This is a genomic window from uncultured Thiodictyon sp. (assembly GCA_903837595.1).
Lineage (GTDB): Bacteria > Pseudomonadota > Gammaproteobacteria > Chromatiales > Chromatiaceae > Thiodictyon.
On record CAILVI010000453.1, the window covers coordinates 1 to 25,054 of the forward strand.

Below are 25,054 nucleotides of genomic sequence, written 5' to 3' on the forward strand. Positions count from 1 at the left end.
CCGCGCCCGCGGCTAGGCCCCTCGCCACGGCCCGGTTCCTGGGGGGAACCGGACCGTGACGACGGCTGGCTTTTCACCAACGACCCAAACGATTCAGTCATCCAGTGCGCACTGGGTGGGTCCGCTTTTCTTAGCGCAAGTAGGCGCTTTTCGATTAGCGGCGAGGCGATATCGGCATAAGGGTCCCGCCAGTCCGGATTCACCGATTCGATCGTCTTGATCTTGAGCGCCTGCCGCCAGCCTTTGATCTGCTTCTCATGCGCAATGGCGTCGGCCATCGTGTCGAGCCCCTCGCAATAGACCAGCAGATGTACCCGATAGCGCTTTGTAAAGCCCTCGACCAAGTCGTTCTTGTGCTCCCAGACGCGTTTGGTCAGATTGCTGGTGACACCGACATAGAGCGTGCCAATAGGCCGCCCGCATCACGTTAGTCCTCCCGCAACAGATAGGCACCCAGCACCGGAATGCCCAAGGTACCCGACTCAGTGATCAGCGAGCGGCGACGCAGATAGCGGCGGATGGGCCGGTCCAGCGTATCGAGATCCAGGGTCTCGCCGCGGGCGAGTGCATTTAGCACGCGACGGGCGGGTTCGGGGGCGGCCTGGACGACGTGACTGAGATAATGCGGACCGGCCTGGCCCAGCAGCCGGGGCTCCACGGCGGCACAGTCCGTGACTTGCGCCTGCCGCCGCCCCTCCTGATTCAAGCGCTCGACGATGAGCTGGCCGTACAACTGTGTGAGATAGGGCTGCCCCAGGGTGCGGCCCCACACCGCCTCGGCCAACTCGGTCGGGATGGCGTCGGTCGGGAAGCCGTCGGTGGGCCGCGTCAGCAGGTCCAGGACCACCGGGCGGGTATGGTTCGGGTCGCCGAGGATGAACTCCAGCTCAGCCACGAGCGGCTCGCGCCCGCGGAAGACCTCCCGACCGAACTCCAGGTCCAGCGGGTCACCGGCACGGAATGGGTTGAGGACCAGGGCCACCGCCGCCTGGATCTCGTTAAGCCAATCGTCCACGAGGCGGCGCCATGCGGCTACCGCGGGGCGAAGGATGTGTGGCTCCAGGTCCCGGCCGCCGAGCAGTGCGTTGTCCAGTCCGCGCAGCCGTTCACGGGCGGCCAGGATCTGCTCACGCTGTTGATCGGGGAGCAGGGTCAACTCGGCGGAGCGCAGATAGCGCCCGACCTCTTGCAGTGCGGCGAAGGTCCCGTCCGCGGCAGCGGCGTCGGGCAGCCAGTCGCCGCTCAGGTCGCGCAGGGACTGGAAGGCGCGGCGACGGGCCAAGTCGCTTAATTCCTGGGCGCGGAGTTGGGCGAGCGCGCGACGGCCGGCCCGGCGTTGGCCGGGTGCGACCGCACAGGCGTCGAATGCGCAGCGGGCCAACGCCGAATCCAGCGCGGCCGTGTCGAGGATGTGCCGGGCGAGGAACGGGAGCGGCAGATAGCTCAGCTCATGGTGGAGCACTGGGCTCCAGGCGAGCGTGATCCAACTGGCCGCGCGCTGGGACGCGAACGCGAGGAGTTGCCAGGGCACCTCGATGAGATAGAGCGGTAGGCGCAGGAAGCCAGCAACAAAAGCCACGCCGCCGACGACGCCATGGGTCACGCCGTGGGTCACGCCGAGGACCACACTGAGGACCACGCCGAAGGCCACGTCGAAGGTCACGTCTAGGACCACGTCGAGGCTGGCACTGACGGCCACGCAGAAGGCCAAGCCGGAGGCCAGGCCGAGGGCCACGCGAACAACATCGACCTCAAACCCCGCCGCGGCGAACAACGGACCCAGCCCCAGTGCCACGATGGGGGTGGCCACGAGCAGCAAGCCCATTATGCGTCCGACGTCGACGCGGGACAGCCCGCCGGTCCGCCACAGCCGCCATCCCTCGCCCGGCTTGATACCCAGGCCCTTCAGCCGGTGGTGGAGACTCACGGGCCGCATCAGCATCCACCAGCGGAGCGTCCAGACTCCGGGCAGGTCGCCTAACTCTGCTCGTTCAGCCATGCGCCCAGCACCCGTGCAAAGGGACGGTTGTCATCGGTCAGCAACCCCCGCTCCCGCAGCCGGAAGTCATCCACCCGCTCGCCCGGGCGGCGCGGCGCAGGCGCCCCTGGTCACGCTCGCCCGGAGCCGGCCACCAGAGTTTGAAATGACCGTCTGATTCATCGCGGAACCGGTCCAGTGCCCGGTTTCGGGACTCCCCGCCACCCCGGGCCTCAAACAGCCGCCGCGCCAGCAGGCTGAGACAAAAGGGGTGCGCGCCCGCCCAGTCCAGTAGCCAGTCGGGGGCGTCCGCCTGCCAGCGGTCCGCGCCGCGGGCGATGAGTGCGCGGGCGGACGGCCCGTCCAACAGGCCCACACGCTGGAGCGCGAACAGGTTCCCGAAAGGCGAGGTGCGCCCCAGGTCCTGATAGACGGCATCCAGGGTGCGGCGCGTGGCAAGCACCAGGCACAGGCGCCGGTCGCTGAGCAGCCCGCGCAGCCGCTCCAGGAAGCGCGGCTCGCAGCGGGTGAGCAGGATCTGCGCCTCGTCGAGCAGGAGCGTCGGACGGGCCGCGCCCCCGCCGACGCCCGCGGCACACCAGGTGGCGAGCCGATCGGCCGCACCGTCCGCCGTCTCGGGCACCGCGTCGAGCGCCGCGGCAGCGGCAAGCCCCGGGTCCGGCCGGTCGTCGCTGATCACCCGCGCCACCAGCGCCCGCTGGCCAGCCCCCTCGAGTCCCTGCCCGGAGACCAGGCAGACCCGCAGCCCCTGTTCCAGCGCGCTCGCCTGCCAGGGTCCGCAGGATCGAGGTCTTGCCCATGCGCCACTCCCTGACCAGCGACACCCCGCGGCCCTCCCGCGCCGCCAGTTCCAATTCGCGCAGTATCGCCAGGCGCCCCACGAAGGCGGGCGGCACGGCGGGGGTCCAGGGGTCGAAGGGGTTGTCAGACTCGGAGAGAGGGACAGAAATCGGGGCGGCGCCCGCGCCTACTTTGGCGGCGTTCGACCGCCAGCGTTCGAGGATGAGCCCGGCGATTTCCGCGGGCCCGCGCTGCCTGTCGATCCAGACGTAGCCGTCGGTCGAAAAGAACCCCGGGATCTCCGTTGCATCGAAGCGCAGCGGCATGATCCGGTCCAGCTGCTTGCGCTTGATGAGGTCGTGAAACGCACGCAGTTCCAACCCGCACCATTCCTTGCGCTCGTAATCGGCGCACAGGAAGACCGCAATCAGCGCGGATTCATCGTGATAGAGGCGCTGAAGATGGGTGTCGAGACTGGGCCGGGCAAACTCGGCCTCGTAATAGCTGTCGTAGAGCACCCGGTGACGCCCAACCTGATCGGCCAGGCGCTGGGCCACCTGCTAAACAAAGGCCCGGCGCTCACTGGGGAAGGAGAGTGCAATGGCGAATCGCTTGTTCATGCAGGTGGTGCCACCTTCAACCCCTCGTCGGCATTGATCCATATTCGAGTCGGCCAGCCCGCGCTCAAACTCGTCGCGGCCTGGGGGCCGCTCCTACGCGGCGTAAGAGCGGCCCCCAGGCCGCGACGGGTAGCCGCGAACTCACTGGCCGGACTCCGGGCGCTGGTTGCCATGTCCCGACCAATGCCACATACTAACCATTGAATCAGCCTTTGTCGCACGCGGCTTGCGTCCGGCTTAGGGGGCAGCGCCGCCCGCAGGCGGTTTCTCTTTTTCGGACAAAGGAATACGGGTGCGAACCCTCGTCTATCCAAGGATCATGAACGGCGACGACTGCCGCACCGTCCACGCCACCCTGGAGGCCGCCTATGGCCCCCAGGGCTGGTGGCCGGCGCAGACCCCGTTCGAGGTCATGGTCGGCGCCGTGCTGACCCAGAACACCGCCTGGACCAACGTGGAGCGGGCGCTTGAGCGTCTGACGGGGCGCATCGCGCTCACGGCCGAAGCGATCCTGGCACTCGACGAGGCCGCGCTGGCGGACGCGCTGCGCCCGTCCGGGTATTTCAATGTAAAGGCCCGACGCCTGCGCTCTTTCTGCCAGGGATTTCTCGCCGGCGGCGGGTTGGCGGGGCTCGCCGCACTGGATACCCAGGGGCTGCGCCGCCATCTGCTGGACATCCCGGGCATCGGTCCGGAGACTGCGGACGACATCCTGCTCTATGCCTTTGAGCGCCCCGTGTTCGTGGTGGACGCCTATACCCGGCGGGTCTTCAGCCGGCTGGGGCTGCTGGGCGGCGATGAGGGTTACGAGGCCATCCGCGACGCCTTCGAGACCGCCCTGGGCGCGGACGTGCCGCTGTTCAACGCCTATCATGCGCTGATCGTGCGCCACGGGAAGGACGTCTGCCGCAAGCGCCCGCGCTGCCAGACCTGCTGCCTGCGCAGCGGGTGCCCCACGGGTCATGAGATCGGCAGTTCTCTTCCAGGACAAACACGGAGACCCCCATGACCGCGACCGACCTGGAACGCGTCCAGGACTATCACCGCGCCAGCAAACACCACCCCGAGCGCTATGCCCCGGGGCCGGGCGGGCTGGACTGGGCCAATCAACCGGACCCCTTCCGGGTCTTCGCGGGCGCGCCGGCGATCGACCTGCCCCTGGCGGCGGATACGCACCGGGTGCTCTTCGACCACATGCGCGCCGGTGAGCGGCCGGCCGCGGCGCCGGTGGACCGCGCGCACCTGGGCGTGCTCCTGGAACTGGCCCTGGGGCTCTCGGCCTGGAAGTCCGCCGGGGACACCCGCTGGGCGCTGCGCTGCAACCCCTCCAGCGGCAATCTGCACCCCACCGAGTGCTATCTGATCACCGACCCGCGCCCCGATCTGGCGGGCGGCGTCTGGCACTATGTGAGCCGCGACCACCGCCTGGAACAGCGGGCGCGGGACGCACAGGCGCAACCACCGGCCCCGCCAACGGCCCCCCTGGTCCTGGCGCTGACCAGCATCCACTGGCGGGAGGCCTGGAAATACGGCCTGCGCGCCTACCGCTACTGCCAGCTCGACCTGGGCCACGCCCTGGCCGCGCTTGCCTATGCCGCCGCCGTGCTGGGCTGGCGCATCGGTGTCCTACCCTGGGGTGATCAGGACCTGGCCCGTCTGCTGGGGCTCGATCGCCGCGACGATTTCGACCCGGGCCACGAAGAGGCCCCGGACCTGGCACTCTGGGTCGGCCCCCGGGAACCGGACGCGGCGCAGCTGGCCCGCCTGACCAGAATCGAGCGGCACTTCAGCGGACGGGCGAATCGACTGAGCCAGGACTATCGGGACTGGCCGGGGATCGCGACGGTCGCGGCGGCCGGTGAACGCCCCGCCGCCCCCAGTCCCGGCCCAGCCGCGGACCCGCACCTGCCGTCGCTCCTGGCCAATCACTGCGTACTCCCGGCGGCCGACCTGATCCGCCAACGGCGCAGCGCCCAGGACTTCGACGGCTTAAGCCCACTGCCGACGCAACGCTGGTTCGCCATGCTCGACGCCCTGCTGCCGCGCCCCGGGGTGCCGCCACTGGACGCTTGGGCCGGGCGGCCTCGGGTCCACCTGGCGCTCTTCGTCCACCGGGTCGCGGACATCCCCCCCGGGCTCTATCTGCTGGTGCGCGACGGCGCGGCACTCCCGGCGCTGCGCACCGGTCTGCGGCGCGACTGGCGCTGGAACCCGGTGTCCGGCGCACCCGCGCACCTGCCGTTGTATGCGCTGGCCCTGGGCGAGACCCAGGTGGCGGCGCGCCAACTCGCCTGCCACCAGGAGATCGCCGCCGACAGCGCCTTCGCGGTGGGGATGTTGGCGGACTTCGATGCCGCGCTGGCGGCGGGTCCCTGGCACTACCGGGAACTCTTCTGGGAGTGCGGCCTGCTCGGTCAGGTGCTCTATCTGGAGGCGGAGGCGGCCGGCGTGCGCGGCACCGGCATCGGCTGCTTCTTCGACGACGCCATGCACCGACTGCTGGGTATCGCGGACACCCGCTGGCAATCGCTCTATCACTTCACGGTCGGCACCCCGGTGGACGACCCGCGGCTGCACACGCAGGCGCCTTATACCCATCGGGAGCCCCGCGACCCTGGCCTACACCCTAGCGGCTGAGTCCTCCCCGCCGCAAGCTTGCGAAACAAGCAGCGCAGCGGTCCCCACGGCATCCTATCCGCACCCACCGAGGCCGGGCGGAAGGGCCAGAGAGGCGGAGCCGCCGCGGTGTGACCGGGCCAGACAATCGGAGGATCATCGCGATGCATGCCAGGACCAAGACCGCCGACGAACCCACCACCGGCGTCGCCGCCTACCCCCGTCGCGTCTTGCTCGCCGTGACCGGCCTGTCACCTCAGATCGTCACCGAGACCATCTACGCACTCTGGACCACCGACCCGGCGCTGATCCCGACCGAGGTCCACCTGATCACCACCCTGCGGGGCGCCGAACACGCGCGACTGAATCTGCTCTCGCCCCGTATCGCCTGGCTGGAGCAGTTGCGCCGGGAGTACACCCTGCCGCCAATCCAGTTCTCGCCCGACCAGATCCACGTCATCCCCGGACCGAACGGCACCGCGCTGGAGGACCTGCGCAGCCCGGCGGACAACGTCTGCGCGGCCGACTTCATCACCGAGCGGGTCCGTGACCTGACCGCGGACCCCGACAGCGCCCTGCATGTCTCACTCGCCGGCGGGCGCAAGACGATGGGCTATTTCGCCGGCTATGCCCTATCGCTGTTCGGACGCCCGCAGGACCGCCTCTCTCACGTACTGGTCTCGCCCCCCTTCGAGGGCCATCCCGAGTTCTACTATCCCACCCGCCACGAGCGCCCGATCCACGTCAACCAGGGCGGCAAGGAGGTGGCCTACGACTGTCAGACCGCCCAGGTCGACCTGGCCTGGCTCCCCTTCGTGCGGCTCGGCAGCGCCCAGCACCGCCCCCTGCTGGAGGGCCGGGCGCGCTTCTCCGACTGCGTCAGCGTGGTCCAGGAGGCCCTGTCCGAACGCGAACTGGTGATCGATCTGCACGCCCGGCGGGTCCGCGCCGGTGGCCGGATCATCGCCCTGCCACCGACCGAACTCGCCTTCCTCGCCTGGTTCGCCCGCCGCGCCCAAACCGGCCAGCCGCCCCTGCCAGGGATCACCGACAAGGACGCGGAAGGGCGGGGCAGCGCCTATCGCGCCGCCTTCCTCGCCGAACTCAAACGCATCGACCCACTGCTCGACGAGGACGGCAAGACACGCGCCGCCTTCGGCCTGCGTCACGGCATGCTCCCCGATTACTTCAACACCAAGAACTCAAAGCTCAACAAGACCCTGAGGGACAAACTCGGGGCCCTGGCGGCACGCCCCTACCTGGTCTTGCAGGAGACCGACGGCGGCGGCTACGCGCTCGCCCTGCCGCCCCCGGCCATCCGGTTTGCACCCGTTCCGGCACCTGGCGGGGTCCTTGGCCGGCCTTGAGCATCCTGTCGGCCATCCCGCCTTGAGAAACGCGCAAAACATTGAAATGCGCAGTATGATTCCTGTCTTGGAACAGCGGTGGCCGACCGCGGTGCCGGCCGACGCAACACGAGGAACTGATGCCATGCCGACCCCCAGCACCAGGCCAGCCACGGACCTCTCCCCTGACCCCACGGACGCGCCAGGCGGCCCGACACCGGCCCTGTCCTTTCCCTCGCTGGCACGCCTGCGCTTTCAGTTGGAGGCCCAAGAGCCCATCCGGTTCCCCGAATACGCCGGCTCCGCCTGGCGCGGGCTGCTCGGGCACGGCCTGCGCCGCACCGCCTGCGTCACCCGTCAGCCAACCTGCGCGGGCTGTCTGCTGATCCGCAACTGCGTCTACTCGACCCTGTTCGAGACCCCCGCCGAGCAGTCGGACGGGGACGGTTACAGCGCCCTGCCCCACCCATTCGTCCTCGTCATCGACCCCACCGCCCCACGCCAACTGGCCGCCGGGGCACCCTTTGAACTCGGCATCAACTTGATCGGCGACGCCATCGCCCAGGCCCCCTACCTCATCCACGCCCTGGGCCTCGCCGGCCAACTGGGTGTCGGCCGCGCCGGCGGCCGCTTCACCCTGACGGCCGTCCTGCGCGAAGCGGCCCCCGGCGCGCACGACTGGCAGGAGGTCTACAACCTGGGGGACGGCGTTTACCAGCCGCTTGAGCCGATCCCGCCGACGGTTCCGCCGGCCCCGGACGGCCTGCGCCTGCGGTTCGTCACACCCCTGCGGATCAAGCGCGCCGGGCACTTCCTCGGCGTCCGCGATCTCACCACCGCCGACCTGGTGCAGGCGCTCTACCGCCGCCTGCGCACCCTGGCCCGCCTGCACGGCGGCAATCCCGACGGCTTCGACCTGCACCAGGCGGCCCGCGCCACGGCCGGGCTGCGGCTACAACCCCAGGGCCTCTCCTGGCACGAGTGGACCCGCTACTCCTCCCGCCAGGACTCACTGATGCAGTTCGGCGGCCTGATCGGCGAACTCACCCTCGAAGGCCCCGCCCTCCCCGACCTGTGGCCCGCCTTCTGGCTCGGCCAGTGGACCCACGTCGGCAAGGGGACGGCCTTTGGGCTGGGGGGCTATCGAGTGCTTGCCGCGCCCGAGTCGGCGGCCGATCGCAAGCTTGCCAACACAGCCCCAGACGGGTGATAAGCGCAGACTGTCTGTCATCGTCGATTAGACACGGCTGCCGTCCACCGCAACACCCAGGACAGGAATCCACTGAGGAGACAACGCAATGATTCAGTATGCGTATCAGGTTCGCTTCAACACCCCGGCATTTCTCGGAAATGCCGAGCAGGCGGGGCAGTGGCGTACGCCGCCGTTCAAGGCGTTGCTGCGACAGTGGTGGCGGGTCGTCAGTGCCCCATCACACCAGTACGACCATACCGCGTTGCGCGAATCCGAAGGCAATCTGTTTGGTAACGCCTGGCTGGCAGATTCGCGAGGGCGTCCAAACTTCCGACGTAGTCGCGTGAGTTTGCGGTTGGATCATTGGAATCCCGGTAAACTAAGCACTCCCGCATGGCCTGGCGGGACGATGGAGTCCGTCATCACGACAGCGGATGGCAAGGGTTCCGTCCGGGCCGACGTATACCTCGGGTTCGGCCCAGTGTCGCCACCTAGCAAGAAACAAGGACTCGCGTCGATCACCATTCGTGCGGCGCTCGCGCCGAATGATGAGGCCGTCTTCAGGGTCATGGCCGAAGAATCGCAACAACTGACCGACTCGCTTCAACTGATGGCTTGGTTCGGAACCATTGGCAGCCGATCCCGAAATGGTTGGGGCTCCTTTGCTTTCACCGCCAAGGATCGTTCACCGGAACTCGCGCCAGTGCCTACGCTGGATCACCGCCTGATCGGTGCAGTCGGTCGCGAGTGGCGTCAATGCCTGGATCGTGATTGGCCTCATGCCTTGGGGACGGAAGATGGCCGTCCCCTGATCTGGGTGACTCAGCCCTATGAGAACTGGCGGAAAGCCATGGGGGCACTCGCCAATATTAAAGTCGATATACGCCGGGTCGCCAAAGCCTTTGGCAAGCCCGGCAAGATTAGCGGTATCCATCTTCTTGGCTACCCGGCTGGTGGCCATTGGGAGCTTCCGGAGTTCAAGAAGGGCCGTCCTTCGCGGGACGACGAGGAGGCCCGGCTCGCCACACAATTGCGCTTCAAGGTCTGCGCTACACCCGAGGGCTTGGTCGGAATCGTATTTCACATTCCGCACGGCTTTCCCGATGCCTTGCTTCAACGCCTGAGTTCTGCTCAACAACAGTGGGTGACAGCGAACCAGGCCCAGGTCTGGGCCGATATCCATAGGGCACTCAACCGGATGCCACGGCTCGAGCCGCTTGGGGAGGCGAAATGACCATGACCAACTGGAACCTCAAACTCGCCGCCTGGCTCCACGATCCGGCGGAGAAGGCCCTGATCCTTATGCGCGACGCCGAGGGCCACGAATGGGGCACGGTGCAGCGCCTGCGCGAGGCGCTCGGCATCTCCTACGGCGATTTCGACAAACGCGCCGACTGGCTGGCCGCCGCCGCGGATCGCCCCAACTGGCCGTGCGAGGTTGGTAAGCCACGGCCGGCCTGGGCGAATGTGCGGTTTACTGAGCGTCCGGTATTGATCCATCCGCTCTCGGGGGAGCCGCTGGAACTGGGAAAACTCTCCGACATCGCGGTCACACCGCTCAAGACCCTGAGCTTCGACCACTTCGCAGAGTTGGCCTCGCAGGTCGGCCATGATCCGCGCCTGACCTTTCTCGCATTCTGGCGCTTCGGCCCGGAGGCCGGCCACTGGGCGAAGGAACTTGGCGGCCTGTGGCAAATGCTGCCCGCTGACACCCGCACGCCGGACCATAGCATCTGGACCCATCTCGACACGGTATCGGCCCTGCACACCGCCCTGGCGGACGGCGATCAACCCGCCCTGCTGGCCATGAGCTTCGGTCCGGTCCAGGGGTTCATCGCCCAGGCGCGCTCCACCTCCGACCTGTGGGCCGGATCGCACCTGCTCTCCACCATCGTCTGGGAGGCGCTACAGACCATCGTCTCCGAACTTGGCCCCGATGCGGTGCTCTTCCCGGCCCTGCGCGGAGTACCGGCTGTGGATGCCTGGCTGCTCGCACAGAGCGACGCCTTCCGCCCGCTGTTCGAGGAGATCAAAGCGGAGTTCATCACCAGGGGTGACGACACCAACCCGCTCTTTGCGGCGGCCTTGCCCAACAAGTTCGTCTGCCTGGTCCCGTCCAAACGGGCGCGTGAACTGGCCGAGGGGGCCATTGCGGCGGCCCGGCAGCGGGTCCTGGAGATCGCCGGGCAGGCCGCGTCCAAAGTGTTCGGTGAGGTCGAACGGGCGCTGACCGACACCACCTCCCAACAGATCGCCGACCAGATGGCAGAGTTTCCGGAGGCCTTCTGGGCCGCCGCCACCTGGCCCGTGTCGTCGGACGTGCGCGACACCGCCCAGGCCTGCACGCAACTGCAAGGCGCCTTGGCCGCCATCCATCCCGAGATGTCCCGGGAGGGAGTCTTCTCCGACGCCACCTGGAAGGTCCTGTCGCAACAGCTCGACCTCAATGGCTGGCAGTTCTGGCAACCCAATGCCGGTATCCTTTATCCGGCGGTCTATGAGCTGGCCGAGCGCTCGCTTGCCGCTGCAAAGGCCGCACGGCCCTTTGCGCCCCTCACCCAGGAAGGCCACCGCTGCACCCAATGCGGCGAACGGGAATGGCTGACCGACCGTCGGAACCTGCTAGGTCAGAACCGCAACGATCGCAAACACGAGAGCGTCTGGGGGGAACTCGCCCGCAAACGCCGGTCCTGGGCCAAGGAGGGGGAGCACCTGTGCGCCGTTTGCACCACGAAGCGGTTGTGGCCGACACTGTTCGCACAACGGGTGGGCCACATCATCGGGCAACGCCTGGATCGTTTCGTGGTCAGCACCCATGCCCTGGCGGTCTCCACTTCCGTGGAACTGAGCCTGTATGCCCCGCAGCAACGGATCGAGGCCGCCACGGCACTCACCACACTCGAAACCGTCCTGAAGGCCATCGACTTGGAACCGGCCGTCCTGCCGAGACGCCTGATGAAAGCGCTACGCGCGCGACCGGCCATGCTGACGGTTGCGAAGCGCTTGCCGGCCCTGTTGGAGCGATTACGCGATGACGAGGACGCGGCTGCGGAGATTGAAGGGACAGGAATCCGAGTGGGGGAAATCGCCCGCCTGACCAAGGATCTCTTCGGCAAGCGCCCCGAGACCTACTACGCCCTCATCCAGATGGACGGCGACCGCATGGGCGCCTGGCTGGCCGGCAACGAGGAGCAATACCAACTCCGCTACCGCGACACCTGGCACCCGCAGGTGCGGGATCAGGTCGATCGTTTCGCTCAGCACAACGAAACCCTACGCGCTTACCTGCACGCCTTCCGTCCGCCTTCACCCGCCCGTCATGCAGCAATCTCGCGGGCGCTCAACGACTTTTCGATCCATCTGGCCCGGCACGTCGTAGAGGACTGCGTGAAGGGCAAGCTGCTCTATGCCGGGGGTGACGATGTGCTGGCCCTGGTGGCGGTGGACGACCTGTTCGACGCCATGCAGCTGCTCCGGCTGGCCTACAGCGGTCTCGCCCCGCACGCCAATATGGGACTCGGGGAGCGCATCGGCGAACTGCGTCCCGGGGGCGGCGAGCGTCAACGGGACCTGCTACTGAAGGACGGATTCGGTCTGCTCGAAGGGCGCCTCATGACCCTCATGGGCCACAAGGCGACCGCCTCCCTGGGCGCCGTGGTGGCGCACCATCAGGCCCCGCTGGGGATGGTCCTGCGGCAATTGCGCGAGGCCGAATCGCGCGCCAAGAACCACCGGCGCAAGAACGCTGCTGGGAAGGACATCGATCGCGACGCCTTCTGCATCCGAGTCCTCAAGCGCGGCGGCGGGGAGGTCAGCGTTACTAGCCCTTGGTGGCCGGTCGGTGCCAACCAGCGGCCGGAGGTCGGGACCAGCGCCCTGCGGCTCATGAAGGACCTACGCGACGAATTGGCGCAGACCAGTTTTTCCCGCGGGGCCATCTATCGGGCGCAACTCTGGTTCGAGGGGTTGACCGACGAACGCGCCGACATCGCCGACACCCGTTGGCGTGCCCAACTGGCGGGCAGCCTCGCCTATCAGTTCGACCGCCAGAACAAGAACGAGGCCGGGAAGCAGCGCGTGGCCCAACTGGCGCGGGAGATCGTCGACTTCATCTGCGATGTGGTCCGTCCCGAGCATCCACTCTCCGCACTGGATCATTTCCTCGTCACTGCCGAGTTCTTTGCCCGCGAATCCCGCACCGCCCCGACCGGGACTTCGGGCGACCATCCAACCCCGGGAGGCCGGCCATGACCCGCTTCTACTTCGTCGAACCCGTCGACAGCCTGTTCGTCCGCGGCAATCTTGCCTTTGGCGATGCCGGCGAACACGGCAGCGGCCCCATGCCGCCGCCCCCTTCGCTCTTCGCCGGGGCCTTCCGCTCCGCCATTCTGGGTCGACATCCCGAGGCCATGGCCCAATTCGTGCGGCAGGGTGTTGCCGGGGACGCTAGGTTGGACGCGGCCCTGGGCACCCTGAACCCCAAGACGGGCGAGGTCGCCAAGCCGGGGGATTTTCGGGTGGCTTGGGTGACGCTCGCCGGGCACAAGACGGCACAGGGTGTCGAGGCCGTTACGCCGGTATTCGCGCTGCCCGCCGATCTGCTCAAGCTCACGGACGGCTTTGCCCCACTCAAACCGCTGGCGGCACCATCACTGGTCGCCGATGGTCGCAAACTGCCCTACGTGGCAGTCCTGCACACCCAGAAACAGACCAAGCCGGAAGGCGGCGTCTATCTGAGCCTGACAGGGTGGCAGAGCCACCTGGCCGGCCAGCCGCCAGATCCCGCCACCAGCGCGGTCAAGGCTGGAGACCTGCATACCCGTGATCCGCGCTTAGGCATCGGGCTCAATGGCGGGGCGGGGACGGTGGAATCCGGACTGATCTATACCACCGAGGGCCATGCCTTCAGCCCCGCGGCCGATCCCGCCGGCGCCAACCCGCCACCCCGGCCATTCGCCGCGACCGGATTTCTGGTCGGCCTCCAGGGGGCCGATGGACTCCTGCCGGAGACCGGTTTCCTGCGCCTCGGCGGAGACGGCCGGGGGGCGCGTTATCAACGGTTGGACTACCGGCCCCCGAAACCGCCGCTGGACACCATCGCCGCGAACCGACGCTTCCGGCTCATCCTCGCCATGCCGGGGTTATTCGCCGATGGCTGGCTGCCCCCGGGGGTCCAGCATTCGGATGGGCACTATCTGTTGCGAATCGCTGGCTGCACCGCCCGCCTGGTGTGTGCCGCCGTCCCCCGCCGCGAGATCGTTTCCGGCTGGAACCTGTTCACCTGGCATCCCAAGGATGCCCAGCGCGCCGCCCCGGCCGGCAGTGTCTATTGGTTCGAGGACCTGCAAGGACCCATTGACAAGCTTGCCAGTTGGGTGACGGATGGGCTCTGGGGTGAGAATCCCGATTCACAACGGCGGGCCGAGGGCTTCAACCTCGCCTGGCTCGCGGCCTGGGTCTGATGGAGTGAAATGACATGCAAGCTGTTCGATTGAATGCCGTCGTGGGCGCCGACAGCTGCCTGCGCATCGAGGTCCCTGCCGAGATACCGACCGGCCAGGTGGAGGTCATCGTGTTGGCAAACGATACAACGGGTGTCCAAGCGGAGCAGAGCCTCGACGAGCTCTTCAGCGCACTCGACAGGATGCCGCACAAGCGCCTGACCAAGGAAGAAGCCGATGCCTATCTTGCGGAAGAACGGGCGAGCTGGGATTGAAGCCATGCGTACCATCTACTGGGATTCCTGGGCGATCGGCTACGCCACCCTCTCGCGTCCGGTCTTCGATCTGGCCACGGATCTGCGGGCGCGGTATCGCCTAAAGACCGCTGATGCCATGCACCTGGCCGCCGCCATCATCTATGGTTGCGACGAATTTTGGACCAATGACCGACGACTGGATCAGGCCGCCGCCGGCCACATTCAAACCGTATCGATCGAGCAACTGCCCTGAGGAACCCCCATGTTTGACGCCACCCGCCTCGTCTTCTACTACGCCGTCACCCCCGTGCACATGGGCGCCGGCTCCGCCATCGGCGCCATCGACAACCCCATTCAGCGCGAGGTGCATACCCAGCACCCGAGCTTTGCCGGGGCCGGTCTCAAGGGGGCCTTGCGGCACCACTTCAACCGCGCCTGGCCAGGCGAGCAAGACAAAAAGTCCGACGGACTCATCGGACGCATTTTTGGCCCAGAAACGAATCCCGATTTCGCCGGTGCACTGTCGCTCTCCGATGCCCAATTGGTCGCGCTCCCGGTGCGTTCCCTGAAAGGCGCCTATGTCTACGCGACCTGCCCCCTGGCATTGGCCCGGGTCAAGCGGCTGGCGGAATTGGCAAAGGTGGAGACCAAATGGCCTGTCCCCGAGGTCGCGGACGGCGAGGCCCAGATTGCGACCGAGCGGTGCCTGTCCCAGGACCGGCTGATCCTCGAAGCCTTCGAGTTCAAGCGTGCCGCGGACGACTGCGCCACCATCGCGGACTGGCTGGCCGGCCACGTGTTTTCGGTCGCTGACGATTTCTTCGCGAAGAAACTCAGGAGCGATCTGGTCATTCTGAACGACAGCGATTTCTCCCACTTCGCCCGCCACGCCATGGTGGTCGAGCCCCATGTGCGCATCGACGACGAGTCGGGCACTGCCGATGACGGCGGGCTCTTCTATACCGAGAACCTGCCCCCGGAGACCATCATGGCCGGGCTCGCCCAGGCCACCTTGGAGCGACGCAAAAAGGACAGCGACCGCCGCCAGGACGAACTGGACGCCGGCGCAGTTCTAGGCACCGTATTCGAGGGACGGGAGGGCCGGCCCGGGATCGGCGGCAAGCCACTGCAAATCGGTGGCGACGCCACCACCGGTCGCGGACTGGTGCTCGTGCAAACGCTCGGGAAGGGAGCCTGATCATGGCCAAAACACTCGATCAGCAGCGGGCTGCGTTTGCGTGGGAATGCGCCTGCACCAGCATGAAAACCTCATTCAGCAAAGAATACAAAGCTCTGGCGAAAGGTGCGCCCGCCTTGATCATGTCAAGCGGACTGATGCCGACCCTTGCCTTCTATAACGGGAAAAGACAGGATGCCCACTGCGCACTCCTCGATCAGGTGACTCGTTGGCTCGCCAGTCGGGTTTGGTCTCAGCAGCTCGCGCCTGGCCAGGGCCTCAAGACCTTCTCGCCATTCATGGAAGGACTGGCCGGCGCGGATTCCCAAACCTATATGCGGGCGACCGATGAATCGCTGGAAATCCTGAAATGGATACGCCAGTTCGTCGATGCCGTTTGAGGTGATGCAATGACTCAGGAAGCCGTCATCCGATCAATCGCCGCCGTCGCTGACAAGTTCAACGCCGCCGCGCCAGGCCACCGATTCCACCTCTATTTTCCGATCTGGCAGGACAATTGGGACCTGGACAAGATCAAAAAGGATGCGCTCCAATCATGTACGCGCATCCCATCACCCGTCCTCGACTTGCTCGACGGACTGCGCACCCGTCAGCAGAACCTCTTCGCCGCCTTTCCCGAGGGCTTGCGTGTCGCCGGCATATCCAGCGCCCCCTTCGCCACCGGCCTGGGCAATGAGCACCCGGTCGAGAATGGCTTTGCCTTCCTCACCCCCTGCGGCCTACCTTATTTGGCCGGCTCCGGGGTCAAGGGTGTGCTACGCCGCGCGGCGGAGGAACTCGCCCTGTTTCCAGAAGACTTCGCCCAGGGGGACACCCCGGTGCTCACCCTGCTGGATGTCTGGTGGCTGTTCGGTTTCGAGGGTGCGGCCGGGGCCTGGTGGCCTTTGAGCGCAAGCGAACAGAAAGACGTGTCGGATGAGGCCAAAGAAGGCCGTGTCCGGTTCCGCGAGCGCTTCCTGACCCATCGGGGCACGCTCGCTGACCACCCGGACTTGCCGGCCTTCATTTGCCGGGTCATCCCCCGGGGCAAGGATCGGGACCGCTACCTCGCGAACCCGGGTCAGTTTCTCGATGAACTCGATCAAATCCAAGTCCGCGGTGACATCCAGACTCGGGGTGCCTTGACCTTCTGGGATGTTTTCCCGCGCCCGGCCAAAGGCGCGCTGTCGGTCGAGATCATGCCCCCCCACCACAGCGACTACTACCAGCACGGCGGCACCCCCAACGACGCCGACCAACCCAATCCCATTCCGTTTCTCGCGATCCCGCCGGACTCTCAATTCGACTTTCATGTCATCTGCGCGGCCCCTGACCTCCCCCGCAGGGTTGCGGCCGACCTGGCAACCGCTACTCCAGAGCGTGTTCACTCATGCCTTTGACTGGCTCGGTTTCGGCGCTAAGACGGCGGTGGGTTATGGCGCAATGGCGCGCGATCTGAAGGCCGAAGAACAGGCGCGTAAGGATCAGGAGACTCGGGAAGCGGCAGAACGAGCGGCAGAGCAGACCAGGCGCCAGGCCGAGGCCCGCGCCGCGGAACTGGAACGACTCGATCCGCTGGAGCGGGACATCGTGCAGTTCCTCGAACAGCGGACCGACAAGAGCCAGTCGGACATCTCGTTTGTCATCGGCGCGGTCAAGCAGGGTCGTTGGCCAGGTACCGAGCGGGTGGCGCCGTAGCCCGCTGGCTGGAGAAGACCATGCGCGCCAGGAAAGAGTGGAAGGAGGCCAGCCAGGCGAGGAGACCGGATAAGGATCGAGAGTACCAGAACACCCTGCTGGTCAAAGGCTGGCTCGCCGGGAACTGACCCCGTCCAGAGGTGAACCATGAACTGGCAAGACATCTGCTCCGATCCCTCGTTCAAAGACCTTCCCGTCGAACAGCGGTTTGGAGCCTGGTAGAGCAGGACCTGCCCGGCCAGGGGCAGGCAAGCGAACGGATGCGTTCAAACGCCCCCGCTGACTCCAGAAAATCCGACTCAGAGGTGCCATGTCCAACATTCTACTGACCTTCCTCGGCCGCACCCCGAAGACCGAGAGCGGCTACCGCCCCACCCGCTATGACTTCGGCGACGGGAGCGCCGAGCCGCCGACGGCCTTCTTCGGGTGGTCACTGCAACGGCGGCTGCGCCCCCGTCGCCTGGTCATCCTGGGCACGGCCGGGAGCATGTGGGACCACCTCTTCGAGGACGAGCCGGCCTTCCAGGCGGGTAACGACGACGCGCTGGCCCTGCTCGACGCGGTCGCGGGCAAGCGTGTCTGCGCCGCACATCTGGCCCCTTGGGCGCCGCACCTGCGCGCGCGCCTGGGCTGCGAGGTCTTTCTGGAACTGATCCCCTACGCCCGCGACACGGCCGAGCAGGTCGAATTGCTGCGCATCATGGCCGGGCATGTCGGCACGGGCGACCGGGTGGACCTGGACGTCACCCACGGCTTCCGCCACCTGCCCATGCTCGCCATCCTGGCCGCCCTGCACCTGCGCAGCGTGCGCGGGGCCGAGATCGGCGGCATCTGGTACGGCGCCTACGATCCCGACAGCGGCGCCGCCCCGGTGCACGACCTGGCCGGCCTGCTGCACATCGCCGACTGGCTCCAGGCCCTGCACACCTACGACAAGGATGGCGACTACGGGGCCTTCGCCCCCCTGCTGGGGCCGGCCGGCAAGCTCCTTGAGGAGGCCGGCTTTTTCGAGCGCACCAGCAACCCGGTCAAGGCCCGGGAAAAACTCACCGGCTGGTCAGGGCGGGCGGATCGCTTCCCGCCCGATGACCCGGCGGCGGCCCTGTTCAGCGACGCCCTGCATGAGCGCATCAGTTGGTATCGGCGCGGCACCCGCGCCGAGTGGGAGCGCGCACTCGCACAGGAGTATCTGAACCGCGGGGATTACGTCCGCGCTGCCATTTACGGCCTGGAGTCGATCATCAGCACCGAGGTCACCAAGTTGCCGGGCGGCATGACTGACTACGACGCCCGCGATTCGGCCCGCCGCTCCCTCAAGACCAAAGAGGCCTTCCGGACCCTCGACTGGATACGCAACGCCCTGGCCCATGGGGTACGACCCAGAGACCAGAAGGTCACCAAGATCATCAGTGATCGTGCAACCCTGGAGCGCACCCTTCGCAACCTGTTGCAGAGCCTGTGAGCGACCTTGACCATCAACCCGGCCACTGGAGGCGCCGCACTGGGCAAGTATTCGCTCCGGACCCGAAATAATCGCAATGTCGTAGGTTGGGGTGAGGAACGAACCCCAACATTTCAGCGCTTTGCGTTTGGCGGCTTGTTGGGCTTCGTTCCTGCGCCCAACCTACAAGAAATACTTGCACAGTCTCACTGGGGTGCGCCGCCCCCAGGCCCAGTCGCCTCGCGGATGACCACCGTCAGGCGGGTGCATCCCGCCCCTACACCTGGACCACGCACATGACCACCTACTTCGTCTCCCGCCACCCCGGCGCCCATGACTGGGCCGCCGGCGAGGGCATTGTGGTCGATCAGATGATCGACCACCTGGACCCGGCCGTCATCGCACCAGGTGACCGCGTCATCGGCTCATTGCCGGTCAACCTGGCCGCCGCGGTCTGCGAGCGTGGCGGGTGCTATCTGCACCTCTCCATCGACCTGCCCGCCGCGCTGCGCGGACGGGAACTGACCGCGGAGCAGATGCGCGACTGCACCGCCCGCATCGAGGAGTACCGGGTGAGCCGTATCCCAGACACCCAACACACCGCGCAATAAGGTCAGGCCATGAGCGAACTCACCAACACGATCATGGGCGTGCTCGAACCCATCGGGGTCGTGGTCGGCATCATCCTCGCCGTTCCGGTCTTCTGGACCTGGTTCGATGTCGTCATCGGCGGGCGGCGCCGCCGCCGCCGCTGGTTTCGCGAGGTCCGGGCCCAGCCCGGACAGCGGCCGGCAATCCTCATCGTCGACCTCCTGACCGGGCGCGACATCCGCATGGGCGTCGAACGCTTCCGCACCGCCCACGAGGCCCTGCGGGCGATCCCTGAAGAGCGGATCATCGTCGTCGAACGCAGCCGGCGGCTGACACCCGAGGACATCCGGCAATTGGCTCAGGAGGTTCGCGAGGCCGCCGGGCGGCTGATCGCCACCGGCGCCGACACCGTCCATTATTTCCACGCCGGACCGGCCGCGGTGGCGGCCATCGTGGGCGCCGAATTGGCCAATGGCCACCGGGTCATGGTCTATCAACACGACCCCGACGGCTATCACAACTTCGGCCCGCTGCGTCCTGATCCTTAGGCGACTTCCAGGCATCAACAGACCGCCAAGCGTCCCCTCAAAGTCAGGCCAGGACCCGGTGGGAGCGGCTTTAGCCGCGACGGGACCTCGCACGCTGCCGCGGGCTCGTCGCGGCTAAAGCCGCTCCCACGGGCGCGTTAACGATGGTCAGCCGCATCGACATTCGCTCCGGCGGCGCACTCGCAAGCTTGCCAAACCAGCACACCTGACCCGGCGGCCTTAACCTGGCCGCATGTCACACCGCATCCTCCATCTGGCCGCTTATGACGTCGCCGACCCCGGGCGGCTGCGCGACGCGCTCAAGGTGCTCAAGGGCTATGCCAGCGGCCGGCAAAAATCGGTCTTCGAGTGCTTCCTGACCGCGGCCGAACGCCGCCAACTGCTGGCCGAGGTCCGCGGCGTCATCGATCCGACCGAGGACCGCTTCTTCCTCCTGCGCCTCGATCCGCGCGGGCATATCCGCACGCTCGGTATCGCCGTGAAACCGACCGATCCGCCTTGGTTCTACGTGGGCTGAAGCCATGACCACACTCTATCTCGACCGCCGCGACCTGGCGCTGAAGCTCGAAGGCAAGGCCCTGGCCGTCTATGCCGGCGACACCCGTCAGACCACGGTCCCACTGCACCTGCTGGAGCGGGTCGTCATGCGCAGTACCGTCACCCTGGAGAGCGGCATCCTGGCCCGCCTCGCCGCCAACGGCATCGGCGTGCTGGTCTTCGGCGGCTGGAACGGCACCCGGGTCGCCACCGTCCAGGGCGCGGCGCACAACGACGCCGCCCGCCGCATCGGCCAGTACCGCCATTACGGCGACGCCGCCTGGCGCCGGCAATGGGCGCAGCGGCTGGTGCTGGGCAAGCTTCAGGGCCAGAGCCGCCTGATCGGACGCGGCCTGCTGCAACGCCCCGACCTGCGCCGCACCCTGACCGAGACCCAGGACCGGCTCAAGGCCGCCCGCGCCCGCCTGCGAGCCGAGCCCCAACTCAGCCTGGAGACCCTGCGGGGCATCGAAGGCGCCGCCGCGGTCGCCTATTTCGGCGGACTGGGGGCACTGCTACCCGCGTCGCTGGGCTTCACCGGGCGCAACCGCCGCCCGCCGCGCGATCCGGTCAACGCCGTACTGTCACTCGGCTACACCATGCTGCACTTCGAGGCGGTGCGCGCCTGCCAGGTCGCGGGCCTGGACCCGCTGATCGGCTATTACCACGACCTGGTCTTCGGTCGCGAATCGCTCGCCTGCGACCTCATCGAACCCCTGCGCCCCCGGCTCGACGCCTGGGCCTGGGAACAGTTCCGCACCCGCGCCCTGACCGACGAGCACTTCAGCCGCGAGAATGATGCCTGTCTGCTCGGCAAGACCGGCCGGCAGCACTTCTATCGCGCCTATGAACCCTTTGTGCGCCCCCTGCGGCGGCTGTTGCGCCGCTTCACCGGCAAGCTCGCCATGCACCTGAGCACCGCCGGGAGTGCCCCTGAGCGCTGCGCCGAGGAGTGCGCATGATCATCCAAACCGCACCCGTCACCGGGGCACGCCCCGGCCCCGCCGCGAACGACGCCCGCCCGCTGTATCTGGCGCCGGTCGCCGACACCTATGTGAGCCTCGACGGCCCGGCACTGTGTGTCAGCCGCGAAGAGCATGCACCGCAACTCTTCCCGCTGGTACGTCTCGCACGCGTCGTCAGCGCCACCAGCATCGGCTGGAGCACCGAGGCCCTGCTGGCCTGTGCCGAGCGCGGCATCAGCATCGTCTTCATGGACGAACAGGGCCGGATCACCGCCCGCCTCACGGGACATCCCGGGGTGAACGACGACCTGTACCAGCGCCTGTGCGAGTTCCTGCTCCTGCCCCAGGCGGCCGGCATGTACGGCTACTGGTTGCGCAACTATCGGCGCCGCGCCGCGCAGTGGGCCGGCCTCAAGATCGGCATCGACGCCGCCTGCCGCGACCCGGTCCAGGGCCGGACGCAGATCGAGCGCCTCGCCAAGCGCTTCGCGGGCGAGACGGCCGCCGTCCAGACCCGGCAATGGCTGCGCGCGCTCGCCTTCGCCTGGATGCAGGCCCACCTGCAAGACCTCGGCATCGGTGCCGGCCAGCCACTCGGGCAGATCGGCCAGCCCGCCTTGGCCCGCGACCTGACCGAGGTCCTGGCCTGGTACCTGGAACCCGCGCGTCTGGGCTGGTTGCGCTCCCGCCAACTGGCCGCCCGGCGCACGGCGCAAGCCCTGCAACCGCCGACCCAGCGCGAAGTGGTGCAGGTCTTTGAAGGGCGCGCCGTGCGCCTCGCCGAGCGGGGTCGCGAGATCACCGGCACACTCCACCGCTGGCTGATCCACGAGACCTGAGGACAACCCGCCCGCATCAGCCGCCACGCAAGACACCGCCATGCCCAAGAACCGCATCCAACTGCACGTCCTCGCCTATGACATCTCCATGGACCCCAAGCGTCTGGTGGAGGTACACCGCACCGTGCGCCAATACGGCATTCCGCTGCAATACTCCGTTTTCTTAATCCCGGGCACACCGGCCCGGATCACTGAACTCTTGGGCGAATTGGAAAGCATCATCGACCCCAAACGCGATGACATCCGGGTCTACCCGCTCCCCGCCGCGGTCGACATCGTGCAGATCGGCCGCGGCGCCGACGACACCGGCCTCGACCTGTTCGCGGGCAACGGCCACCAGCTCCCGCCCCTGATCGTCTAAGCCCCCCGGAGAACCCCCACGCCACCTGGTAGCCCGCGGGCCACGATTATCGTACCGGCCGGCAGCGATCCGCCCCCAACCGGATGTCGAGGCTTACCGTGAAAGTCACGGCGGGCCCCGGTGGGAGCGGCGTCAGCCGCGACGAGGCACCGGCGGCCCGCGAGGTCCCGTCGCGGCTAAAGCCGCTCCCACCGAGCACTTTCATCGTCCGGGGTGGCTGGTCTGGCTGCCATGTCCGTTAGCCGGTGGCGGTCCCCCAGATATTCAAAGAAATGCAGTCGCTTCTGCACGCCGGACCGGCCAAAGCCTCGCCCGCCTGCGACCGCACCGAGGATCAACATGCGTCCGCGGCCCCGGCGCTGCCGGCTTGCGTCGCAACCCCTTGTACGCGGAACGCCGTCCGAGTAATCTCAACAAACGATGAGAACCGCACCGGCCCTCCCTGGAACGCCAACTTTTCGGCTTTCCAAAAACCCCGCAAGCCCCTTCGCAGGAGCTTGTTTCAAGCGCGGTTTTTCGGCGGTGCGGTTCAAATCTGAGACCCGTTCATAAGGGGATTAAGACTTCGCACCGGACCGCACGGTGTTGGAGTCTCTGAAGTTCAAATCTGAGACCCGTTCATAAGGGGATTAAGACAGCCTGAATAGCGCGGCTGATCGCGCTATGCCAAGTTCAAATCTGAGACCCGTTCATAAGGGGATTAAGACGAAGATAATCTCAGAGGAGTAATTTTGAATCAGGTTGTTCAAATCTGAGACCCGTTCATAAGGGGATTAAGACGTGTTGCCGTGTCAAGGTCGCAGGGTTCAATCGTTCAAATCTGAGACCCGTTCATAAGGGGATTAAGACCGCGCAAGTCGGCCATTTGGGAGAGTTCCCTGTAGTTCAAATCTGAGACCCGTTCATAAGGGGATTAAGACCGCCGGGCTCGAAGACGTTGTAGGGCGTCGCCCAGTTCAAATCTGAGACCCGTTCATAAGGGGATTAAGACATGCGACTGGCGAGCAATGGCGACGACGAGACGTTCAAATCTGAGACCCGTTCATAAGGGGATTAAGACGGGGGGGCCGGGTGCCGGGTGCGGCGCTTCAACTCGTTCAAATCTGAGACCCGTTCATAAGGGGATTAAGACCATTTTCTTTACTCGCTAAGGGTGACAGTTTGGGTTCAAATCTGAGACCCGTTCATAAGGGGATTAAGACCTTGCGCTATACCATTTCACCGACCGCCAGCGCGTTCAAATCTGAGACCCGTTCATAAGGGGATTAAGACTTGGCGACGAATTTCATTCTGCGTCTCCGGTTGTTCAAATCTGAGACCCGTTCATAAGGGGATTAAGACTAAGATGGCTGTTGAGGGCATTCGGCGCGCTCTGTTCAAATCTGAGACCCGTTCATAAGGGGATTAAGACCGCGGGCCGGTGGGGGTGATGTGCTCGCAGCGCGGTTCAAATCTGAGACCCGTTCATAAGGGGATTAAGACAAAAATCCAATCCGGGATGTTCGCCGTTACCCCAGTTCAAATCTGAGACCCGTTCATAAGGGGATTAAGACCACCCATCGGCTTACCGGTGCGATCGTTCCACTCGTTCAAATCTGAGACCCGTTCATAAGGGCGGAAAACGGGGACAGACAACGTTTTCTGCTAGACTCAGGAGACGTTCCCATCCACACCACCTCACCACCGTGGCCAGACATGCCAGAATCGTTGTAGCCAACTACCCCCTGCACGTGATCGCGCGCGGGATCGACCGCGCGGCCATCTTCTTCTCCGAGTCCGATCGGCAGTATTTCCTCGGGTCCCTCGGTGAGTTGGCTGCCGCGGAAGCGGTAATGGTGCATGCCTATGCACTGATGACCAACCACTTCCATATCCTGATCACCCCGACGACCGAGCCAGCAGCGGCCCGACTGATGAAGGGCCTCGGTTTCCGATACGTTCAGTACGTCAACCGCAGCTATGGGAGAACCGGCACCCTGTTCGAGGGGCGCTTCCGTTCGTCCATCATTGAGGGGGACCGGTACCTGCTCGCCTGTCAGCGCTATATCGAACTCAACCCGGTGCGCGCGGGTCTCGTTGCCGATCCCGGCGCGTACCCTTCGTCGAGCTACCGTGCCAATGCCCTCGGCGTACCGGACACGCTGCTCACTCCGCACCCGCTGTATGCCAGCCTGGGAGAAACCGACGAGGCGCGCCGCGCCCCTTATCGGGATCTAATCGCCACGGCGATCGCCCAAGACGTGCTGAGGGAGATCCGTACCGCGACGAACGGCGGGTTTGCCTTGGGCAGCGAGCGCTTCCAGCGGGAGATCGCGGCCATGCTCGGGCGCCGGACGTGGCGCAGTCGACCGGGGCGACCGCGAGTTCCAGAGAGGTATGCGGGGCAAATGGAACTGCCAATCTGACGAAGAAATCGTTGTCCGTCCCCGTTTTCGTCCTCCCCGTTTTCGTCCCGTTTTCCCTTTCCCCGTTTTCCCTTTGTCCGTCGCCATTTTCCCCAGAGAGTAAGCCGAGTCCTTACCGTCGCGTAGGCTGAAGTTTGTATTCTCTGTTTGCCGCCTGGTTTCCCGGCGGTGCCACGCTATCTCAGCCATACGACAGTTCGCTCTCGACTCCTCGCAGAACCGGACTTGGAGTGTTACACCA

24 protein-coding genes, 1 pseudogene and 1 CRISPR repeat array are annotated in these 25,054 nt (G+C 66.4%); of the genes and pseudogenes, 22 read left to right on the forward strand and 3 right to left on the reverse strand.

Annotation, left to right across the window (positions count from 1 at the left end; translation table 11 throughout):
* The 3 genes and pseudogenes from QZY44_RS35970 to QZY44_RS27145 all read right to left on the reverse strand — a co-directional run.
* A pseudogene (locus QZY44_RS35970) lies at positions 1-344 on the reverse strand (hypothetical protein); the annotation flags it as partial.
* An 83-nt stretch (positions 345-427) separates the two neighbouring features.
* A complete protein-coding gene (locus QZY44_RS27140) occupies positions 428-1,999 on the reverse strand; it encodes a hypothetical protein (RefSeq protein WP_295455452.1) in 1,572 nt (523 codons plus the stop codon).
* Positions 2,000-2,036: 37 nt separating this feature from the next.
* On the reverse strand, positions 2,037-2,678 hold the full coding sequence (locus QZY44_RS27145; RefSeq protein ID WP_295455454.1) for a hypothetical protein: 642 nt from the start codon (positions 2,676-2,678) through the stop codon (positions 2,037-2,039).
* A 460-nt stretch (positions 2,679-3,138) separates the two neighbouring features.
* On the opposite strand from QZY44_RS27145, the gene QZY44_RS27150 reads away from it, so the two are divergent.
* The 22 genes from QZY44_RS27150 to QZY44_RS27255 all read left to right on the forward strand — a co-directional run bounded on the left by QZY44_RS27150 (position 3,139) and on the right by QZY44_RS27255 (position 24,813).
* On the forward strand, positions 3,139-3,603 hold the full coding sequence (locus tag QZY44_RS27150) for a hypothetical protein (protein ID WP_295455456.1): 465 nt from the start codon (positions 3,139-3,141) through the stop codon (positions 3,601-3,603).
* 115 nt (positions 3,604-3,718) lie between these two features.
* Complete coding sequence (locus tag QZY44_RS27155; protein ID WP_295455502.1) at positions 3,719-4,408, forward strand: endonuclease; 690 nt, start codon at positions 3,719-3,721, stop codon at positions 4,406-4,408.
* A complete protein-coding gene (locus tag QZY44_RS27160; protein WP_295455458.1) occupies positions 4,405-6,036 on the forward strand; it encodes a nitroreductase family protein in 1,632 nt (543 codons plus the stop codon). The genes QZY44_RS27155 and QZY44_RS27160 overlap by 4 nt, the downstream gene beginning before the upstream one ends.
* 143 nt (positions 6,037-6,179) lie before the next feature.
* Positions 6,180-7,382, forward strand: a complete 1,203-nt coding sequence (csm6, locus tag QZY44_RS27165) for a CRISPR-associated ring nuclease Csm6 (protein ID WP_295455460.1) — start codon at positions 6,180-6,182, stop codon at positions 7,380-7,382.
* A gap of 124 nt (positions 7,383-7,506) precedes the next feature.
* Complete coding sequence (cas6, locus tag QZY44_RS27170) at positions 7,507-8,571, forward strand: CRISPR system precrRNA processing endoribonuclease RAMP protein Cas6 (RefSeq protein WP_295455462.1); 1,065 nt, start codon at positions 7,507-7,509, stop codon at positions 8,569-8,571.
* Positions 8,572-8,659: 88 nt separating this feature from the next.
* A complete protein-coding gene (locus QZY44_RS27175) occupies positions 8,660-9,787 on the forward strand; it encodes a hypothetical protein (RefSeq protein WP_295455464.1) in 1,128 nt (375 codons plus the stop codon).
* A complete protein-coding gene (cas10, locus tag QZY44_RS27180; RefSeq protein WP_295455466.1) occupies positions 9,784-12,804 on the forward strand; it encodes a type III-B CRISPR-associated protein Cas10/Cmr2 in 3,021 nt (1,006 codons plus the stop codon). The genes QZY44_RS27175 and cas10 overlap by 4 nt, the downstream gene beginning before the upstream one ends.
* Complete coding sequence (locus QZY44_RS27185) at positions 12,801-14,015, forward strand: type III-B CRISPR module-associated Cmr3 family protein (RefSeq protein WP_295455468.1); 1,215 nt, start codon at positions 12,801-12,803, stop codon at positions 14,013-14,015. The genes cas10 and QZY44_RS27185 overlap by 4 nt, the downstream gene beginning before the upstream one ends.
* A gap of 14 nt (positions 14,016-14,029) precedes the next feature.
* Positions 14,030-14,269, forward strand: a complete 240-nt coding sequence (locus QZY44_RS27190; protein ID WP_295455471.1) for a hypothetical protein — start codon at positions 14,030-14,032, stop codon at positions 14,267-14,269.
* A 4-nt stretch (positions 14,270-14,273) separates the two neighbouring features.
* Positions 14,274-14,504, forward strand: coding sequence for a PIN domain-containing protein (locus QZY44_RS27195; RefSeq protein ID WP_295455473.1), 231 nt, complete (start codon positions 14,274-14,276; stop codon positions 14,502-14,504).
* Between the two features lie 9 nt (positions 14,505-14,513).
* A complete protein-coding gene (cmr4, locus tag QZY44_RS27200) occupies positions 14,514-15,449 on the forward strand; it encodes a type III-B CRISPR module RAMP protein Cmr4 (protein ID WP_295455475.1) in 936 nt (311 codons plus the stop codon).
* Between the two features lie 2 nt (positions 15,450-15,451).
* Positions 15,452-15,829, forward strand: coding sequence for a type III-B CRISPR module-associated protein Cmr5 (cmr5, locus tag QZY44_RS27205; RefSeq protein ID WP_295455477.1), 378 nt, complete (start codon positions 15,452-15,454; stop codon positions 15,827-15,829).
* A gap of 9 nt (positions 15,830-15,838) precedes the next feature.
* On the forward strand, positions 15,839-16,828 hold the full coding sequence (cmr6, locus tag QZY44_RS27210) for a type III-B CRISPR module RAMP protein Cmr6 (RefSeq protein ID WP_295455479.1): 990 nt from the start codon (positions 15,839-15,841) through the stop codon (positions 16,826-16,828).
* 43 nt (positions 16,829-16,871) lie between these two features.
* The gene (locus QZY44_RS27215; protein WP_295455480.1) at positions 16,872-17,126 is read left to right on the forward strand and encodes a hypothetical protein; all 255 of its coding nucleotides are present in this window, start codon (positions 16,872-16,874) and stop codon (positions 17,124-17,126) included.
* Positions 17,127-17,436: 310 nt separating this feature from the next.
* On the forward strand, positions 17,437-18,588 hold the full coding sequence (gene csx2, locus QZY44_RS27220; protein WP_295455483.1) for a TIGR02221 family CRISPR-associated protein: 1,152 nt from the start codon (positions 17,437-17,439) through the stop codon (positions 18,586-18,588).
* 275 nt (positions 18,589-18,863) lie between these two features.
* Positions 18,864-19,178, forward strand: coding sequence for a CRISPR-associated protein Csx16 (gene csx16, locus QZY44_RS27225; protein ID WP_295455485.1), 315 nt, complete (start codon positions 18,864-18,866; stop codon positions 19,176-19,178).
* Positions 19,179-19,187: 9 nt separating this feature from the next.
* Positions 19,188-19,706 (forward strand): SAVED domain-containing protein, encoded by a 519-nt coding sequence (locus QZY44_RS27230; RefSeq protein ID WP_295455487.1) that lies wholly within the window; start codon positions 19,188-19,190, stop codon positions 19,704-19,706.
* A 232-nt stretch (positions 19,707-19,938) separates the two neighbouring features.
* Positions 19,939-20,223, forward strand: a complete 285-nt coding sequence (gene cas2, locus QZY44_RS27235) for a CRISPR-associated endonuclease Cas2 (RefSeq protein WP_295455489.1) — start codon at positions 19,939-19,941, stop codon at positions 20,221-20,223.
* Between the two features lie 4 nt (positions 20,224-20,227).
* Positions 20,228-21,205, forward strand: a complete 978-nt coding sequence (cas1, locus tag QZY44_RS27240; protein WP_295455491.1) for a CRISPR-associated endonuclease Cas1 — start codon at positions 20,228-20,230, stop codon at positions 21,203-21,205.
* Positions 21,202-22,047, forward strand: a complete 846-nt coding sequence (locus QZY44_RS27245; RefSeq protein WP_295455493.1) for a CRISPR-associated endonuclease Cas1 — start codon at positions 21,202-21,204, stop codon at positions 22,045-22,047. Before cas1 ends, QZY44_RS27245 begins: the two co-directional genes overlap by 4 nt.
* A gap of 40 nt (positions 22,048-22,087) precedes the next feature.
* Complete coding sequence (gene cas2, locus QZY44_RS27250) at positions 22,088-22,408, forward strand: CRISPR-associated endonuclease Cas2 (protein ID WP_295455497.1); 321 nt, start codon at positions 22,088-22,090, stop codon at positions 22,406-22,408.
* A gap of 527 nt (positions 22,409-22,935) precedes the next feature.
* Positions 22,936-24,032: a CRISPR direct-repeat array (repeat unit 37 nt; unit sequence GTTCAAATCTGAGACCCGTTCATAAGGGGATTAAGAC).
* 61 nt (positions 24,033-24,093) lie between these two features.
* Positions 24,094-24,813 (forward strand): transposase, encoded by a 720-nt coding sequence (locus QZY44_RS27255; protein ID WP_295455500.1) that lies wholly within the window; start codon positions 24,094-24,096, stop codon positions 24,811-24,813.
* Positions 24,814-25,054: the final 241 nt, after the last annotated feature.

Coding starts and splice junctions, on each gene's coding strand:
- QZY44_RS27155 (WP_295455502.1), top strand. CDS start 3,719: ATGAACGGCGACGACTGCCGCACCGTCCACGCCACCCTGGAGGCCGCC.
- cas10 (WP_295455466.1), top strand. CDS start 9,784: ATGACCATGACCAACTGGAACCTCAAACTCGCCGCCTGGCTCCACGAT.
- cas6 (WP_295455462.1), top strand. CDS start 7,507: ATGCCGACCCCCAGCACCAGGCCAGCCACGGACCTCTCCCCTGACCCC.
- QZY44_RS27195 (WP_295455473.1), top strand. CDS start 14,274: ATGCGTACCATCTACTGGGATTCCTGGGCGATCGGCTACGCCACCCTC.
- cas1 (WP_295455491.1), top strand. CDS start 20,228: ATGACCACACTCTATCTCGACCGCCGCGACCTGGCGCTGAAGCTCGAA.
- cmr6 (WP_295455479.1), top strand. CDS start 15,839: ATGACTCAGGAAGCCGTCATCCGATCAATCGCCGCCGTCGCTGACAAG.
- csx2 (WP_295455483.1), top strand. CDS start 17,437: ATGTCCAACATTCTACTGACCTTCCTCGGCCGCACCCCGAAGACCGAG.
- QZY44_RS27140 (WP_295455452.1), bottom strand. CDS start 1,999: ATGGCTGAACGAGCAGAGTTAGGCGACCTGCCCGGAGTCTGGACGCTC.
- cmr4 (WP_295455475.1), top strand. CDS start 14,514: ATGTTTGACGCCACCCGCCTCGTCTTCTACTACGCCGTCACCCCCGTG.
- QZY44_RS27175 (WP_295455464.1), top strand. CDS start 8,660: ATGATTCAGTATGCGTATCAGGTTCGCTTCAACACCCCGGCATTTCTC.
- QZY44_RS27185 (WP_295455468.1), top strand. CDS start 12,801: ATGACCCGCTTCTACTTCGTCGAACCCGTCGACAGCCTGTTCGTCCGC.
- cmr5 (WP_295455477.1), top strand. CDS start 15,452: ATGGCCAAAACACTCGATCAGCAGCGGGCTGCGTTTGCGTGGGAATGC.
- cas2 (WP_295455489.1), top strand. CDS start 19,939: ATGTCACACCGCATCCTCCATCTGGCCGCTTATGACGTCGCCGACCCC.
- QZY44_RS27245 (WP_295455493.1), top strand. CDS start 21,202: ATGATCATCCAAACCGCACCCGTCACCGGGGCACGCCCCGGCCCCGCC.
- QZY44_RS27160 (WP_295455458.1), top strand. CDS start 4,405: ATGACCGCGACCGACCTGGAACGCGTCCAGGACTATCACCGCGCCAGC.
- QZY44_RS27215 (WP_295455480.1), top strand. CDS start 16,872: ATGGCGCGCGATCTGAAGGCCGAAGAACAGGCGCGTAAGGATCAGGAG.
- cas2 (WP_295455497.1), top strand. CDS start 22,088: ATGCCCAAGAACCGCATCCAACTGCACGTCCTCGCCTATGACATCTCC.
- csx16 (WP_295455485.1), top strand. CDS start 18,864: ATGACCACCTACTTCGTCTCCCGCCACCCCGGCGCCCATGACTGGGCC.
- QZY44_RS27190 (WP_295455471.1), top strand. CDS start 14,030: ATGCAAGCTGTTCGATTGAATGCCGTCGTGGGCGCCGACAGCTGCCTG.
- QZY44_RS27230 (WP_295455487.1), top strand. CDS start 19,188: ATGAGCGAACTCACCAACACGATCATGGGCGTGCTCGAACCCATCGGG.
- csm6 (WP_295455460.1), top strand. CDS start 6,180: ATGCATGCCAGGACCAAGACCGCCGACGAACCCACCACCGGCGTCGCC.